At 32.8% G+C, this 14,410-nt stretch carries 13 protein-coding genes; 8 read left to right on the top strand and 5 right to left on the bottom strand.

Annotated features, from left to right (window positions below):
- The first annotated feature begins 131 nt into the window (after window positions 1–131).
- Together KKQ76_RS04005 and KKQ76_RS04000 are read left to right on the top strand one after the other, a co-directional pair.
- Window positions 132–455: a translation initiation factor gene (locus tag KKQ76_RS04005; protein ID WP_069797522.1), complete on the top strand. Its 324-nt coding sequence runs from the start codon at window positions 132–134 to the stop codon at window positions 453–455.
- A gap of 103 nt (window positions 456–558) precedes the next feature.
- Entirely contained in the window at window positions 559–1,413 is an 855-nt protein-coding gene (locus KKQ76_RS04000; protein WP_213195929.1) for a nucleoside phosphorylase, read from the top strand.
- Window positions 1,414–1,596: 183 nt separating this feature from the next.
- Here the strand turns inward: KKQ76_RS04000 and KKQ76_RS03995 are convergent, their stop codons facing one another.
- Both KKQ76_RS03995 and KKQ76_RS03990 read right to left on the bottom strand, forming a co-directional pair.
- Entirely contained in the window at window positions 1,597–2,940 is a 1,344-nt protein-coding gene (locus KKQ76_RS03995; RefSeq protein ID WP_213195928.1) for a tetratricopeptide repeat protein, read from the bottom strand.
- A gap of 116 nt (window positions 2,941–3,056) precedes the next feature.
- A complete protein-coding gene (locus KKQ76_RS03990) occupies window positions 3,057–3,611 on the bottom strand; it encodes a DNA-3-methyladenine glycosylase I (protein ID WP_213195927.1) in 555 nt (184 codons plus the stop codon).
- 306 nt (window positions 3,612–3,917) lie between these two features.
- Here KKQ76_RS03990 and KKQ76_RS03985 point away from each other — a divergent pair, with 306 nt between their 5' ends.
- The 3 genes from KKQ76_RS03985 (at window position 3,918) to KKQ76_RS03975 (ending at window position 8,316) form a co-directional block, all read left to right on the top strand.
- Window positions 3,918–4,196: a hypothetical protein gene (locus tag KKQ76_RS03985; RefSeq protein ID WP_213195926.1), complete on the top strand. Its 279-nt coding sequence runs from the start codon at window positions 3,918–3,920 to the stop codon at window positions 4,194–4,196.
- Window positions 4,197–4,288: 92 nt separating this feature from the next.
- Entirely contained in the window at window positions 4,289–5,098 is an 810-nt protein-coding gene (locus tag KKQ76_RS03980; protein WP_213197461.1) for an enoyl-ACP reductase FabI, read from the top strand.
- A gap of 266 nt (window positions 5,099–5,364) precedes the next feature.
- Entirely contained in the window at window positions 5,365–8,316 is a 2,952-nt protein-coding gene (locus KKQ76_RS03975) for a VPS10 domain-containing protein (RefSeq protein WP_213195925.1), read from the top strand.
- Between the two features lie 198 nt (window positions 8,317–8,514).
- Here KKQ76_RS03975 and KKQ76_RS03970 read toward each other — a convergent pair whose 3' ends face one another.
- Window positions 8,515–9,855 (bottom strand): M28 family metallopeptidase, encoded by a 1,341-nt coding sequence (locus tag KKQ76_RS03970; RefSeq protein ID WP_213195924.1) that lies wholly within the window; start codon window positions 9,853–9,855, stop codon window positions 8,515–8,517.
- Between the two features lie 19 nt (window positions 9,856–9,874).
- Window positions 9,875–10,906, bottom strand: coding sequence for a threonine aldolase family protein (locus KKQ76_RS03965; RefSeq protein WP_213195923.1), 1,032 nt, complete (start codon window positions 10,904–10,906; stop codon window positions 9,875–9,877).
- 483 nt (window positions 10,907–11,389) lie between these two features.
- Between KKQ76_RS03965 and KKQ76_RS03960 the strand changes: the two genes are divergently transcribed.
- Complete coding sequence (locus KKQ76_RS03960) at window positions 11,390–12,256, top strand: sigma-70 family RNA polymerase sigma factor (protein WP_069797503.1); 867 nt, start codon at window positions 11,390–11,392, stop codon at window positions 12,254–12,256.
- A 122-nt stretch (window positions 12,257–12,378) separates the two neighbouring features.
- Window positions 12,379–13,029: a ribulose-phosphate 3-epimerase gene (gene rpe, locus KKQ76_RS03955; protein ID WP_213195922.1), complete on the top strand. Its 651-nt coding sequence runs from the start codon at window positions 12,379–12,381 to the stop codon at window positions 13,027–13,029.
- An 81-nt stretch (window positions 13,030–13,110) separates the two neighbouring features.
- Here the strand turns inward: rpe and KKQ76_RS03950 are convergent, their stop codons facing one another.
- Complete coding sequence (locus KKQ76_RS03950; protein ID WP_213195921.1) at window positions 13,111–13,530, bottom strand: nucleoside-diphosphate kinase; 420 nt, start codon at window positions 13,528–13,530, stop codon at window positions 13,111–13,113.
- A gap of 228 nt (window positions 13,531–13,758) precedes the next feature.
- Between KKQ76_RS03950 and KKQ76_RS03945 the strand changes: the two genes are divergently transcribed.
- Complete coding sequence (locus tag KKQ76_RS03945) at window positions 13,759–14,409, top strand: metal-dependent transcriptional regulator (RefSeq protein WP_213197460.1); 651 nt, start codon at window positions 13,759–13,761, stop codon at window positions 14,407–14,409.
- The last annotated feature ends 1 nt before the right edge of the window (window position 14,410 follow it).

The raw sequence follows: 14,410 nt of genomic DNA, 5'->3' as shown, positions 1-14,410 counted from the left end.
TACGAAATTTCTAGGCATAAAATAATTCTTTTTAAAGGCGATATTTATCAGTAATTAAAATATTTTTAAAGATTAGTTTTTCTGTTGTCAGTTAATTTGTAACTTTACACTCCTTTTTTTGAAACAGTAATATGGATTTAAGAGACCAATTAAAAAACCTTTTCCCAGAACACGAGGAACAAGATTTTGAAATGCCAGAAGAAAAATTTGAGCAGAAGAATCCTCTTATCTGTAAATTCGAAAAAAAAGGAAGAAATGGTAAACCTGTGACTTTAATAGAAGGTTTCGAAGGAACAGAAGAAGAACTGAAACAAATTTCTAAAAAAATAAAAACCACTCTTGGAATTGGTGGCTCAGAGAAAGACGGAATCATCGTGATTCAAGGAGATAATCGTGATAAAATCATGAAAATCCTTCAAGATATGGGCTATAAAACCAAAAGAGTTGGAGGATAAATATGCCATCGGCAGTCGGCAATTAGCTTTCTGCAGAAAAAATAATTGTTAAACAATTTGGCTGAATGCAGAGTGCTGAAAGCCGAAAGCAAAAAATAAAATTATGTTGAATAAATTAGCTGCTTCAGAATTGGTTTTAAATCCAGACGGAAGCGTTTATCACCTTAATCTTCAACCAGAAGATATTGCAGAGAAAATTTTATTAGTAGGCGATCCAGACAGAGTGCCAAAAGTTTCTCAATATTTTGATACCATCGAAATTCAAAAAAATAAAAGAGAATTCTACACGCATACTGGAACTTTAAGAGGTGAAAGAATTACGGTAATGTCTACCGGAATTGGTACAGAAAACATCGATATCGTAATGAACGAGCTGGATGCTTTGGTGAATATTGATTTAAAAGAAAAAGAATTCAAATCAGAACATACTGCGCTTCAATTATTCAGACTCGGAACTTGTGGTTCTGTAAATCCTGATGTGGAAGTAGATAACATGTTGGTTTCTCAAAACGTAGTTGGTTTAGATGGTTTAATGCATTTTTACCAAGATTATGAGTTCGAAAATGAATTTTCTAGAAATTTCATGGAAAAATTCCCATACGAAAGAATTAAACCAATGCTTTATTTCTCTGAATGGACAGAATCTCAGTATGATTACTTCAAAGATGCTAAATACGTAGGAAACACGGCTACTTTCCCAGGTTTCTATGCTCCTCAAGGAAGACAATTGCGTCTAAAAGCTGTAGATGATAAATTTTTAGAAACACTTAATGAATTAGGCGTTACTAATTTCGAAATGGAAACTTCTGCGATTTATGGTTTGTCTAAACTTTTAGGACACAAAGCAGTTACCATTAATAACGTGATTGCAAATAGAAGACGTGGAGAGTTTTCTGCAGACCATCATCAATCAGAAAAAAATATGATTGAATGGGTATTAGAAAGAGTTATCAAGTAATTAAAAATCTCTTACTTAATAAATAAAAAAACCAGCTAAAAATTAGCTGGTTTTTTCATCATTTGTGTTTTCTGTATTTAGTAAAATATAGTCCTTAAATATTTATGCAAAGATTGTTATTTTTAATACTCTCTTACAAAATTTATGATACTCATCACCTACTCTACTTCATAAAAAACTGATTTACAAATTATTAATAAACACATAAGTATCTACTTCCTTAGGAATATTTAATTTATTTCTAATTCTATACTTCTTGTTTTGTACTGTTCGGATTGACGTAAAGGTGTAATTCGCGATGTCTTTAGAAGAGAAATTGAGTTTTAATAACGCACAAAATTGTATTTCAGAGATAGAGATTTTAGGATTAAGCTCAAAAATATTTTTTTCAAATTCTGGATATAAATCCAAAAATCTGGAGTAAAAATGAGGACTATTTTGCTGTGCCAATTCTATTACCTCAGAGTGCAAATCACTTATTTTATTTTCTAAATTTTCTATCTTTTTCTCTTTTTCTACGAGTTGTAATTCTATAATACTATTCTCTTTCTTCTTTCTTCTGATTTTTCTCAAAGAATAAAAAATAAAAATCAACAATGACAGTGCCACTATTCCGATGAAAATAATTAAAAAGGTTTTATTTCTGTTATCTTTAATGGCTTCTTCAGATTGTGCTTTTACTTCGTCTACAAAAGTTTTTACTCCACTTAATTTTTCTTCATTTTCTATCTTTAAATTTTCTAGATAGCGAAGTTTATATTTCTCATATTCCTTCTCATTGCCTAGATTATTATAAGAATCTTGTAAAAGTTCATAGATAGAAGTCATATAAAAACCATCTTGTACTTTTTCATTAAGCTCTTCCGCTTTTTTAAGGTATTCCACTGCTTTTTTGTGTTCATTTTTTCGGTTATAGACTTCTCCTAAACCAGTATAATTAGCCACATTGAAATTTTTAGCCTCTATTTTATCTTGAATTGCTAATGATTTTTTGAAATAATGAGCAGCAGAATCTAAATCTACAGAAAGAAATTTCAAGCCAATGTTTACGTTACCTTTCGCAAGTTGATTTTTTCTTTCTTCCAGATTTTTAATTTTTTCATACTCGGGAATTGTTTTTTTAATATAAGCTACAGCTTTATCATGCTTTAAAATATGGGTATATAAATCAGATTGAAACTGAAAATTATTGGCTCTAATGAGATTTTTATCTTGAAACTCATTGTCATCAATAAATTGTTCCGCTTCTTTCAGTTTTTTTTCTGATTCATCATAAACTTGTAAAAAATTTAGAGTAACTCCTAATCTATTTTTAGCAATGGCAATCAGTCTTATATTTTTAGCAGCAGTAGCTTTAACTTCTAGTTCTTTAGCAATTTTATAAGCTTTGTTGTATTCCGCTTTTGTAAAATAATAAAATGCTTTATTGTTCAGAACTTCTAATTGTGCTTCTTCATTTCGCTGTAAAACCGCTGTTTTTTCCAGCGTTTTCAGCTCTTGAAAACCTCGTTCCATTTCGCTTTTCATCAACTTTTGGTTCTCTTTGATTTTCAATACCAAATCATTAGAATTTTGCCCAGAAGAAAATGAAAAAAAGAATAAAAAAATTAAAAAATAGCCTTTCATTAGATTTATTTAGATTTTTACTTTACAAAACAGTCTTCTACATGATCATTCACCATTCCTGTGGCTTGCATATGTGCATAAACTACAGTAGAACCCATAAACTTAAAGCCTCGTTTCTTTAAGTCTTTGGCAAGAGCATCAGAAATTTCAGTAGTCGCAGGAACTTCTTTCAAGGTTTTAGGACGATTGACAATCGGTTCATGATTCACAAAACCCCAAATATATTTACTGAAAGAGCCAAATTCCTTTTGAACTTCCATAAATTTTTGAGCATTATTAATCGTGGCGAGAATTTTCAGTCTATTTCTTATAATTCCAGTATTTTGGATGAGTTCTTCTACTTTATCCTCTGAATATTGTGCAATTTTTTGATGATCAAATTGGTCAAAAGCTGCTCTGAAGTTCTCTCTTTTAGCTAAAATGGTGTACCAACTTAAGCCAGCCTGAAAACTCTCTAAAATCAGAAATTCAAAAATTGTTTCATCATCATAAATAGGTTTTCCCCATTCTTCATCATGATAACTTCGGTATAAATCGTCTTTTTCGCACCATGCACATCTTACTACTTCCATATTATAGATAGTATTGATAATTAATATTTTACGTTAAAAAATTTAATAAAACTTTATCAATTGATTAACAAAATCTTGTGAAAGTATTGAGTAAATTTGTTATGTGAAAATTCACAAAATCTAGGTAAAGATACAACCTTCCTAATAATAGTTATTCATAAAAAATCAAATTTTTGCTGCAAAGAACCTCTGATAAATTCAGAGGTTCTTTCTTTTTAACGATATAACAATTCTTCATAATTCTGTAAGAACTGCCGTGTATAATACTTCTACATTTGCTTTACTAACCAATCAAAATATATTATTATGGACACGAACAAACCATTAGACAATGCTTCTGATAGATTAGACGAAGCAAGAGACAGAACAGTAAACTCTGTAGAAAATACAGCAGAAAACATGTCAGAAAGAGCAGAAAATTTTGCAGATGATGTAAAAGATACTGCAGAAAATGCTTGGGAAAAAACCAAAGATGTTGCCAATGACATTTGGGAGAAAACCAAAGATGTCGCTGAAAACGTTAAGGATAAAACCGAAGACATGATAGATGATGTAAAAGATGAGTACAGAGACAGAACCCATTAATTTTTATTCATCATTTTGATTTAGAATCCCGAATTTTTCGGGATTCTTTTATGCTATAAGCAATATTTTTATAAATTTGCCTAAAATAAATTATTATGTACGGATTACTTAAAGGTAAAAAAGGAATTATTTTCGGCGCGCTTAATGATCAATCTATCGCTTGGAAAGTAGCAGAACGTTGTCATGAAGAAGGTGCAGAATTTATCCTTTCAAACGCTCCTATAGCAATGAGAATGGGCGAAATAGATGCTTTAGCACAAAAAACTAATTCAGAAGTAATTGGCGCAGATGCTACTTCTATGGAAGATTTAGGAAAACTTTTTGATGCAGCTATCGCTAAATTTGGTAAAATAGATTTCATCCTTCACTCTATCGGAATGTCTGTAAACGTAAGAAAAGGCAAACATTATACAGATATCAACTATGATTGGTTAGAAAAAGGTTGGGATGTTTCTGCAGTTTCTTTCCACAAAGTAATGAAAACAGCTTGGGAAAAAGATTGTATGAATGAATGGGGTTCTATCTTAGCCCTTACCTACATTGCTGCACAGCGTACTTTCCCAGATTATAATGATATGGCAGACAATAAATCTTACCTAGAATCTATCGCAAGATCTTTCGGTTATTATTGGGGAGAGAAAAAAGTAAGAGTAAACACCATTTCTCAATCTCCTACCGTAACTACAGCAGGTTCTGGTGTAAAAGGTTTTGGAGGTTTTATGGGATTTGCAGAAGATATGTCTCCTCTAGGAAACGCTACTGCACTAGATTGTGCTAATTATTGCGTAGCAATGTTCTCTGATCTTACAAAGAGAGTTACTATGCAAAACCTGTTTAATGACGGTGGTTTCAGCAATATTGGAGTTTCTCAAAAAGTAGTAGATAAATACAACGGAGAATAAATTTACTCAATTCCCCTCTTTTAGAGGGGTGGCAAAATTTTTAATTAAAAATTTTGACGGGGTGTTCAAAATACAGAATCCATTCAGCACTTTGTTGAATGGATTTTTTTTATGGCGCTTTAACACGCTGTCCGCTATATCTTTTTTAAATTTTCTCCAAACTTATTTTCCGAGGCTGAATATTTAAAAAAGGATGCCGCTTCCATCGTTAGCGCGGTGAACGCAGATAAGAAAAATTAGTTATATTTGGAAAAAACTTCTTTACAATGAATTATCGAAAATTTCTACTTTCTACCGCTATTTTAGCATTTTCTTTTCATCATGCGCAAAACCTTAAGCTCAATCCTACTTCGGCAGAAGAACGCTGGAAAGGTTACGAACAAAGAAAAAAATTAGAAGAAAATTCTATTCTCAAAAATTTAGAATTCAGAAATGTAGGTCCTACTACAATGAGTGGTAGAGTTACAGATATAGATGCGAATCCAGAAAATCCTACAGAATTTTATGTAGCGTATGCTTCTGGTGGATTGTGGTACACCAATAACAACGGAACTACATTCACTCCTATTTTTGATAGAGAAGCTGTAATGACCATTGGCGACATTGCAATAGATTGGAAAACAAAAACCATTTTTGTAGGAACTGGCGAAAGCAATTCTTCTCGTTCTTCTTATGCAGGAATGGGAATTTATAAAAGTACAAACCAAGGAAAAACTTGGCAAAACTTAGGCTTAAAAGACACGCATCACATTGGAAGAATTGTAGTAAATCCCGAAAATCTGGACGAAATTTGGGTAGCTGCAGTTGGTCATTTATATTCACCAAACGCAGAAAGAGGCGTTTTCAAAACCAATGATGGCGGTAAAACTTGGAAAAAACCGCTTTCAGCTGACCAAAATTCTGGAGCAATTGATTTAGCCATAAACCCTCAAAATCCAAAAGAAGTTTATGCAACACTTTGGCACAAAGAACGTAAAGCGTGGAAATTTGTAGAAAGTGGCGCATCATCAGGTATTTTCAAATCCAATGATGGTGGTGAATCTTGGCAAAAAATTTCCACTAAAGATTCTGGCTTTCCAGCAGATGAAAACGTAGGAAGAATAGGACTTTCCATCTTCCCAAAAAATCCAAATATCATTTATGCGATTGTTGACAATCAAAAAACAAGACCTGTTTCCGCCATAAAAGAAGAAAAAACTGAAAAATCTTTGGACAAAGCCAAAATGCAAAAAATCACCAAAGAAGAATTCTTGGCTTTAGATGATAAAACGGTTAATGAATACCTTGATGGAGAACGTTTCCCAGAAAGATACACTTCAGAAAACCTTAAAAAATCGCTCAGAGAAAATAAAATCACGGTAAAAGATATTTTCAACTATACACACAATGGAAATGATGATTTATTCAACATCGAAATTGAAGGTGCAGAAGTTTACCGTTCTGATGATGCCGGAAAATCTTGGAGAAAAACCAACGAAAAAAATCTAGATGGTTTATATTATACTTACGGTTATTATTTCGGGCAAATTTGGGTTTCGCCAACCAATCCAGATAAAGTAATTATTGCAGGCGTTCCGATTTTGGTTTCAGAAAATGGCGGAAAATCATTCAAATCGATAGATTCTCCAAATGTTCACGCAGACCATCATTCAATCTGGTTTAACCCGAATAATGACAATCATTTCATCAATGGAAATGACGGAGGAATCAATATTTCTTACGACAATGGAAATTCTTACATTCATTGCAATTCATTGTCCGTTTCACAGTTTTATTCGGTGGATTATGATTTAGAAAAACCTTACAATGTTTATGGAGGAATGCAAGATAATGGCGTTTGGTTTGGCCCATCAAGCAATAAATTTGACTATAAAAAAGGAAAATTTGATAACGGCGATAATTTCAAATTTCTTCTAGGAGGAGACGGAATGCAAGTGCGTGTAGATTTCAGAGATAATGCTACTATTTATACTGGTTTTCAGTTCGGAAATTATTTCAGAATTAACAGAAAAACCAATGAAAGAAAATATCTAGAAGTTCCTAGAGAAATTGGCGAAAATCCACTTCGTTTCAATTGGGAAGCACCTTTCCAGATTTCTCGTCATAATCAAGACATCGTTTATTTTGCTTCGCAAAGCGTTTACCGAAGTATGGACAAAGGCGAAACTTGGCAAAAAATTTCTGGAGATTTAACCAGAAATACCAAACAAGAAAATGTGCCTTATTCTACTCTTTCAACAGTGGAAGAAAGTCCGAAAAAATTCGGTTTAATCTATGCAGGAAGTGATGATGGATTGGTCAATGTAACCAAAGACGGTGGAAATTCTTGGCAAAAAATTGGCGATTTCCCAGGATTTTGGGTTTCTATGGTTCAACCTTCTTCTTTCTCAGAATCTAGAGTTTATTTGAGCTTAAATGCTTACAGAGAAGACGATTTCCGTGCATTGCTTTACATTTCTGATGATTTTGGGAAAACTTGGAAGAAAATTGGCGAAGATTTACCTTCAGAACCTATTAATGTCATCAGAGAAGATTACAATAACGAAAATCTTTTGTATGTAGGAACGGATAACGGATTGTACATTTCTTTGGATAGAGGAAAAACATTTATGTCTGCCAATAATGCTACTCTTCCAAACGTTGCTATTCACGATTTAAAAGTTCATCACAGAGATAATGAATTGATTGTAGCAACTCACGGAAGAAGCATATACATTGCCGATGTGAAGAAATTACAAAAATTAACGCCAGAAAATTTAGCTAAAAATTTAATCGTTTTTGATGTTGAAAGCATTAATTTCAAAGAAAATTGGGGCAAATCTTACAGTAATTTCACTGAAATTGAAAAGCAGAATTTCCCAATAGAATTTTACACAAAAAATGCTGGAAACGCTGTTATCAAAATCATCAATGCTCAAAATGAAACGATAAAAACCATTAATCAAATTGCTGACAAAGGATTTAATACCATCAGTTATGATTTAACGGTAAATGCAAGTGAAAAGTCTAAAAAAGCAGATGATGGCAATGTTTACATCACTCCAGGAAAATATACAGTAGAAATTTCTATCAATGGAGTTACGGAAAAGAAATCGCTGGAAGTGAAAGAAAGACCTAAATCTAAAAGCAAAAGAGTAACCGAAGTTCCGCAAGGAACAATGTCTCCCGGAGAATTTAAAAAATGGAGAAAAGAAGTGGGCTTCAAAAAGCAATTATGATTTTAAAACGCAAAGAATTTAAAAAAATATCTCTTTTAGTGAGCAAAGCTTATTCCGTAAACGGAATTGATTAAGCGAACGCTTCAAGAGTGAATTTATTCACTTTCTTTGCTTCCTTAAAATCTTTATAAAGCAATAATAATCTTTACGTTTAAAAGTTAACACAAAAAAAGTCCCGAAAATTTCGGGACTTTTCTATTATCTTACACTTGGGATTACGATGAGACTTTCGTTTCCTGAACTATTTACCGCTTGAACTGCAAAGAAATAATTGTCTTTAGAATAAGGCAGTTTTATAGAATTTTCTTTGGTAAAAAATTTCTTTTGCCATGTAGAAGAATCGGTTTCACGCATGAGAACGTAGTAACCTGAAACTTCTCCATTTTTTGGTTTTTCCCAATGAATGGTAGTGAAATTGGTCAATTCTTTTACATCCATTTTCACATTTTCTGGTTTAGAAGGAGATTTTGCCAAATTTGCCAAAACAGAAACATTTACCCCAACATTTTTCTTGAAATATTCAAAATCCATAAACTCTGGTAAATCCCCAAATTGCTTACCATTTTCTTTTCTGATATCTTGATGTTGATGGTCGTAATTTTCATTAAATTCAGTCAATCTTACCGCTGAAAAACCTTGATTCACGAATGAAGTGTGATCTCCACCACGAAGAAATCTGTCATTTCTGTAAATAAGTTTCACTTCTAAATTGTCAACATAACGCTCTCCGATTTCTTTGATGTATCTTGCCAATTGTCTAGCTTCGCCATCATTTTCTAAACCTAAATTTCTAATTCCTTGAGCTTTTTTATCCAAATCAAATTGCGGCAAACCTTCTGAAAAAACTCTTAACTGATTGGCATTAATTAAATTGGTCTCGCTAGTTAAATTATTACCAATCATATCATTATTCAACAAAGCTTCTAATTGCCAATTTTCATTTTTTGCCTTTTCTGCAAGCATTTTAGCACCTAACAAACCTTGTTCTTCGCCAGAAAATGCTACAAAAACTATAGTTGCAGGAAATTTTGATTGGCTCAAAATTCTGGCAGATTCTATTACAGCACCTACTCCGCTTCCGTCGTCATTTGCTCCAGGTGCGAAATCTTTGGCATTCATCACATCAGAAACTCTGGAATCAAGATGTCCGCCAATCATAAAAATTCTTTTATCATTGGGATCAGTTCCACGCAAAATGGCAATAGCGTTTCCTAAATCTGTAGGCTGATTGATTCGTTTTCCATCAGGTTGAATGGTTTGACTTTGTAGAAAAACTTCCATTCTTCCATCAGAGTTTTTAGCATAATTTTTAAATTTAGAAAGCACCCAATTTCTAGCAGCACCGATTCCTTTTTTGGCATCAGTCGTAGAACTCATAGTATGACGAGTACCGAAACTTACTAATTTATGGATGTGAGATTTTAAAGAATCTGCGCTTACTTGAGACACATAATTCGCAATTTCTGCATCTCTGGAAACAGTTTGTTGCGCAGAAAATACAGCAGGTATTAATAAAACTGAAAGTATAATTTTTTTCATTATTTAGAGTGAGTTTTATTTATTTTAATTTCAAAATTTCTTTACAAAAACCTTCTACCACTTCGCTTTCGGTAGCCCAAGATGTGATAATTCTAATAGCAGATTTTTGTGCATATATTTTCTTCCAAACGTAAAAATCAAACTGCTCTGAAAGTTTCTCAATTTGTGAATTTTCTAAAATCGGGAAAATCTGATTGGTATCTGTTTCTGCTAAAAATTCTGCTCCAATTTCTTTGAAAGTTTGCTTGATTTTCATGGCTTGTTGATTGGCATGTCTTGCTAAATCCCAATATAAATCGTCTTTCATCAACTCTTGAAACTGAATTCCGAGTAATCTTCCTTTCGCGAGCATTGCGCCTTTTTGCTTGACATGAAACCCAAATTCTTCTTGCAGATTTTGTCTGTTTATAATGATTGCTTCTCCTAATAAAGCTCCGTTTTTAGTTCCGCCAAGATAAAAAACATCTGTAAACTTCGCTACATCTTCTAGCGTTAAATCATTGCTATCTGCAGTAAGTGATTGTCCTAATCTGGCACCATCCATAAATAAATATAGATTTTTTTCTTTGCAAAAATTTGATAAATCTTCTAATTCTTTTTTGGTATAAATCGTTCCAATTTCGGTAGAATTAGAAATATAAACCAACTTTTGTTTTAATTGATGAGGAACATTGGTATGAACATCTAACACTTTCTGAATATCTTCTGGTTTCAGTTTTCCATCGGGAGTTTCTACCCCATGAACTTTGTGACCTGTTGCTTCTATCGCACCTGCTTCATTGGTAAAAATATGACCAGTAGTTGCAGAAACCACACTTTCGTGAGGTCTTAGAATTGCTGAAATCACCAATAAATTCGCTTGAGTTCCTCCGCTTACAAAATGGACTTTGGATTGAGGTGCATTTGCTTTTTGAAGAATGAGTTTTTCTGCTTCTGCACAATAATCATCTAAACCGTAACCATTTTGCTGAGAAAAATTAGTACGCATTAACGCTTCTAAAATGCTGGGATGACAACCTTCTGAATAGTCGTTTTTAAAAGAATATTTCATAGGACTAAATTAAGGAAAAAGTGCAAGATTGTTAATACTTACAATATTAATTTTAAAATTAACATGTTCTTTTGTCTTGAAACAAAAGAACCAAAAATTCAAGACTGGAAACTCGGCTAAAATTTTAAATAATTTTCTAAAATTTCCAAAACTCGTCCCTAGCTTTTTCCTTACTTACTCAAACAGTGGAAATTTCTTTACAAAAATTTTTCAAAATTTTTAAACGCCTCCGTTTCATAGGTCATAAAAATCGAAAAACTTAATTCAAAAAGTTTAATAAAATACGAAAACTGCGCCCCAGATTGAGCCATTGTTGGAGCTCATCTCAAAAAATCGGGAATTGGGATTGGCTTTTGAGATAGCGACTGGCGAAAGCTGGAAATGGCGCCCAAATTATTTGCTTTTTCTATAAAATTTAGCTATTTTTTCATTATTTTCAATAAAGTGTGTAACCTTTTCGTTATAATGAACGTATAATAAGATATGAGACAGTTAAAAATTACAAAACAGGTTACCAATAGAGAAACCGCTTCCCTTGACAAATATTTGCAAGAAATTGGTAAAGTAGAACTCATCACAGCAGACGAAGAAGTAGAACTCGCTCAAAGAATCCGTAACGGAGACAGAGCTGCTCTAGAAAAGTTGATTAAAGCCAACTTGCGTTTCGTGGTGTCTGTATCAAAACAATATCAAAACCAAGGATTATCTCTTCCTGACCTTATTAATGAAGGAAACCTTGGCCTAATGAAAGCTGCTAAAAGATATGACGAAACCAGAGGTTTCAAATTTATTTCTTATGCAGTTTGGTGGATTAGACAATCTATCTTACAAGCTCTTGCAGAGCAATCTAGAATTGTAAGATTACCTTTGAACAAAATTGGTTCAATCAATAAAATCAACAAAGCTTACGCACACTTAGAACAAGAAAACGAAAGACCACCTTCACCAGAAGAATTGGCAGAAGTTCTAGACATGAGCGAAGAAGATATTAAAGAATCTATGAAAAACTCTGGTCGTCACCTTTCTATGGACGCACCATTAGTAGAAGGAGAAGATTCTAACTTATATGACGTTTTACGTTCTGGTGAATCTCCAAGTCCTGATAAAGACTTAATGCTAGAATCTCTACAAATAGAGATTGAAAGAGCTTTACAAACGCTTACTCCAAGAGAAGCAGATTTGGTAAGATTATATTTCGGTCTAAACGGAAAACATCCTATGACTTTAGAAGAAATAGGTGAAACTTTCGACTTAACGAGAGAAAGAGTAAGACAGATTAAAGAAAAAGCGATTAAGAGATTGAAACACAACTCTAGAAGCAAAATCTTGAAGTCTTACCTTGGTAAATAATTTAGCAGTCGGCTTTCAGCTATCTGCAAACAGCAAAAGGATAGCGAAAGCTATCTTTTTTATTTTAAAATATTTTATTAATTAAGCTGAAAGCTAAAAGCTGACAGCAGAAAGCAATTTAAATGAAAACAAAACTTATTGCACCTTCAGTTTTATCTGCAGATTTTGGGAATTTACAGCGAGATATAGAAATGATCAACCGCAGTCAAGCAGATTGGTTTCACGTAGACGTGATGGATGGAAGATTCGTTCCTAATATTTCTTTTGGCTTCCCAGTGATGAAAGCGATTCAAGAACACGCCAAAAAATTTGTTGATGTGCATCTTATGATTGTAGAGCCTGAAAAATATGTAGAAGAATTTATCAATTACGGCGCAGACTTAGTTTCTGTACATTATGAAGCGTGTACACATCTTCACAGAACCATTAATTTCATTCAAGACAAAGGTGCAAAAGCTGGTGTAGTACTTAATCCTTCTACTCCAGTTTGGGTATTAGAAGATATTATTACCGAAGTAGATTTGGTTTTATTAATGAGCGTAAATCCTGGTTTTGGTGGACAAAAATTCATAGAAAACACTTACAAAAAAATCAGAGAAACCAAAGAATTGATTCTGGAGAATAATTCTACAGCGCTCATCGAAATAGACGGCGGCGTAAATACCGAAAACGCTCCAAAACTCTTCGAAGCAGGTGCAGATGTTCTGGTGGCAGGAAATGCTGTTTTTGCCAGTGAAAATCCAGAAAGAACAATTGAACTGTTAAAAGTTTAAAATTACTTAAAGAGATAAAAAAATAAAAAGTTCGAGAAAATTCTCGAACTTTTTTTATAAATTTTGGGTAAAACTATTTGATTAGAAAATTTCTCTTCCCGAAAAATGGAATTGCGCTTCAATTAGAGCATTTTCATCAGAATCTGAACCGTGAACTGCATTTTCTCCTACGCTTCTTGCAAACATCTTTCTAATGGTTCCTTCTGCCGCATCTGCAGGATTAGTAGCACCGATTAGTTTTCTGAAATCTTCTACTGCTTTTTCTTTTTCTAAAACCGCAGCTACGATTGGTCCAGAAGACATAAATTCTACTAATTCTCCGTAGAAAGGTCTTTCTGCGTGTACTTCATAGAATTTTTTAGCATCTGCAACTGTTAATTGAGTTAATTTTAATGCTTTGAATGTAAATCCTGCTTCTGCAATTTTCCCTAAAATTGCTCCAATGTGCCCATCTGCAACTGCATCTGGCTTAATCATTGTAAATGTAATGTTACCTGACATAATTTTTTTTAAAATATTTTTTGCAAATGTAAGATTTTTTTGTACTTTTGCAAAGGAAACTTATTTCAAAGAGAGCCATTTTCTTTTGGCACGTTATTTGCAATATTAATAACGATTCTCATGTTTAATTTGAGTTTTCATGGTTATTAGTTTTTACCTCCAAGCAATTGGAGGTTTTTTTTATGTAAAAATAAAATGTTAGATTTGAAAAATATTACATCTAACAACATGAATTCCCTTACCGAAGAAAACTATTTAAAAGCCATTTTCCATCTATTAGATTCTGAAAATCAGGTTACTGTAAATGAATTAAGCAAATTTCTACAAATCAAAATGCCTTCTGTAAATAGCATGATGAAAAAATTTGCAGATAAAAATTGGGTAATCTACGAAACCTATAAACCAATAAAAGTCACAGAATTGGGAAGAAAAGAAGCGGCTATAGTGGTTAGAAAACACCGATTAACAGAAATGTTTTTGGTTGAAAAAATGGGATTCGGTTGGGAAAATGTACACGAAATTGCAGAACAATTAGAACATGTACACTCTGAAGATTTTTTTGACAAGATGGATGAAATCCTGAATTTCCCAAAAGTAGATCCTCATGGTGAACCTATTCCAGATAAAGATGGTATCATTATCACACAAAATCTTAAAAAACTAAGTGAGTGCAAAGTAAATGATATGGTAATTCTTACTTCTGTGACTATTTCTACAGATGATTTCCTGAATTACCTCAACCAGAGAAATTTAGCTTTAGGTGCAGAAATTTTAATTAAAAATATAGAAAAATTTGATGGTTCTATGCAGATAGATTTTTCAGATAGAACAGAAGTTCTAAGTAAAATGGTCTGCGAGAAGCTATTGGTAAAAAAATAAA

The sequence above is a fragment of the Cloacibacterium caeni genome, assembly GCF_907163105.1.
In the GTDB taxonomy this organism is placed as follows: domain Bacteria; phylum Bacteroidota; class Bacteroidia; order Flavobacteriales; family Weeksellaceae; genus Cloacibacterium; species Cloacibacterium caeni_A.
This window is presented reverse-complemented; position numbering and strand designations above follow the sequence as displayed.

What these genes read in the sequence shown, in the direction of transcription:
- KKQ76_RS04000 (WP_213195929.1), top strand. Translation starts at nt 559, where the DNA reads ATGTTGAATAAATTAGCTGCTTCAGAATTGGTTTTAAATCCAGACGGA.
- KKQ76_RS04005 (WP_069797522.1), top strand. Translation starts at nt 132, where the DNA reads ATGGATTTAAGAGACCAATTAAAAAACCTTTTCCCAGAACACGAGGAA.
- rpe (WP_213195922.1), top strand. Translation starts at nt 12,379, where the DNA reads ATGAAAACAAAACTTATTGCACCTTCAGTTTTATCTGCAGATTTTGGG.
- KKQ76_RS03965 (WP_213195923.1), bottom strand. Translation starts at nt 10,906, where the DNA reads ATGAAATATTCTTTTAAAAACGACTATTCAGAAGGTTGTCATCCCAGC.
- KKQ76_RS03945 (WP_213197460.1), top strand. Translation starts at nt 13,759, where the DNA reads ATGAATTCCCTTACCGAAGAAAACTATTTAAAAGCCATTTTCCATCTA.
- KKQ76_RS03960 (WP_069797503.1), top strand. Translation starts at nt 11,390, where the DNA reads ATGAGACAGTTAAAAATTACAAAACAGGTTACCAATAGAGAAACCGCT.
- KKQ76_RS03950 (WP_213195921.1), bottom strand. Translation starts at nt 13,530, where the DNA reads ATGTCAGGTAACATTACATTTACAATGATTAAGCCAGATGCAGTTGCA.
- KKQ76_RS03970 (WP_213195924.1), bottom strand. Translation starts at nt 9,855, where the DNA reads ATGAAAAAAATTATACTTTCAGTTTTATTAATACCTGCTGTATTTTCT.
- KKQ76_RS03985 (WP_213195926.1), top strand. Translation starts at nt 3,918, where the DNA reads ATGGACACGAACAAACCATTAGACAATGCTTCTGATAGATTAGACGAA.
- KKQ76_RS03975 (WP_213195925.1), top strand. Translation starts at nt 5,365, where the DNA reads ATGAATTATCGAAAATTTCTACTTTCTACCGCTATTTTAGCATTTTCT.
- KKQ76_RS03990 (WP_213195927.1), bottom strand. Translation starts at nt 3,611, where the DNA reads ATGGAAGTAGTAAGATGTGCATGGTGCGAAAAAGACGATTTATACCGA.
- KKQ76_RS03995 (WP_213195928.1), bottom strand. Translation starts at nt 2,940, where the DNA reads ATGAAAAGCGAAATGGAACGAGGTTTTCAAGAGCTGAAAACGCTGGAA.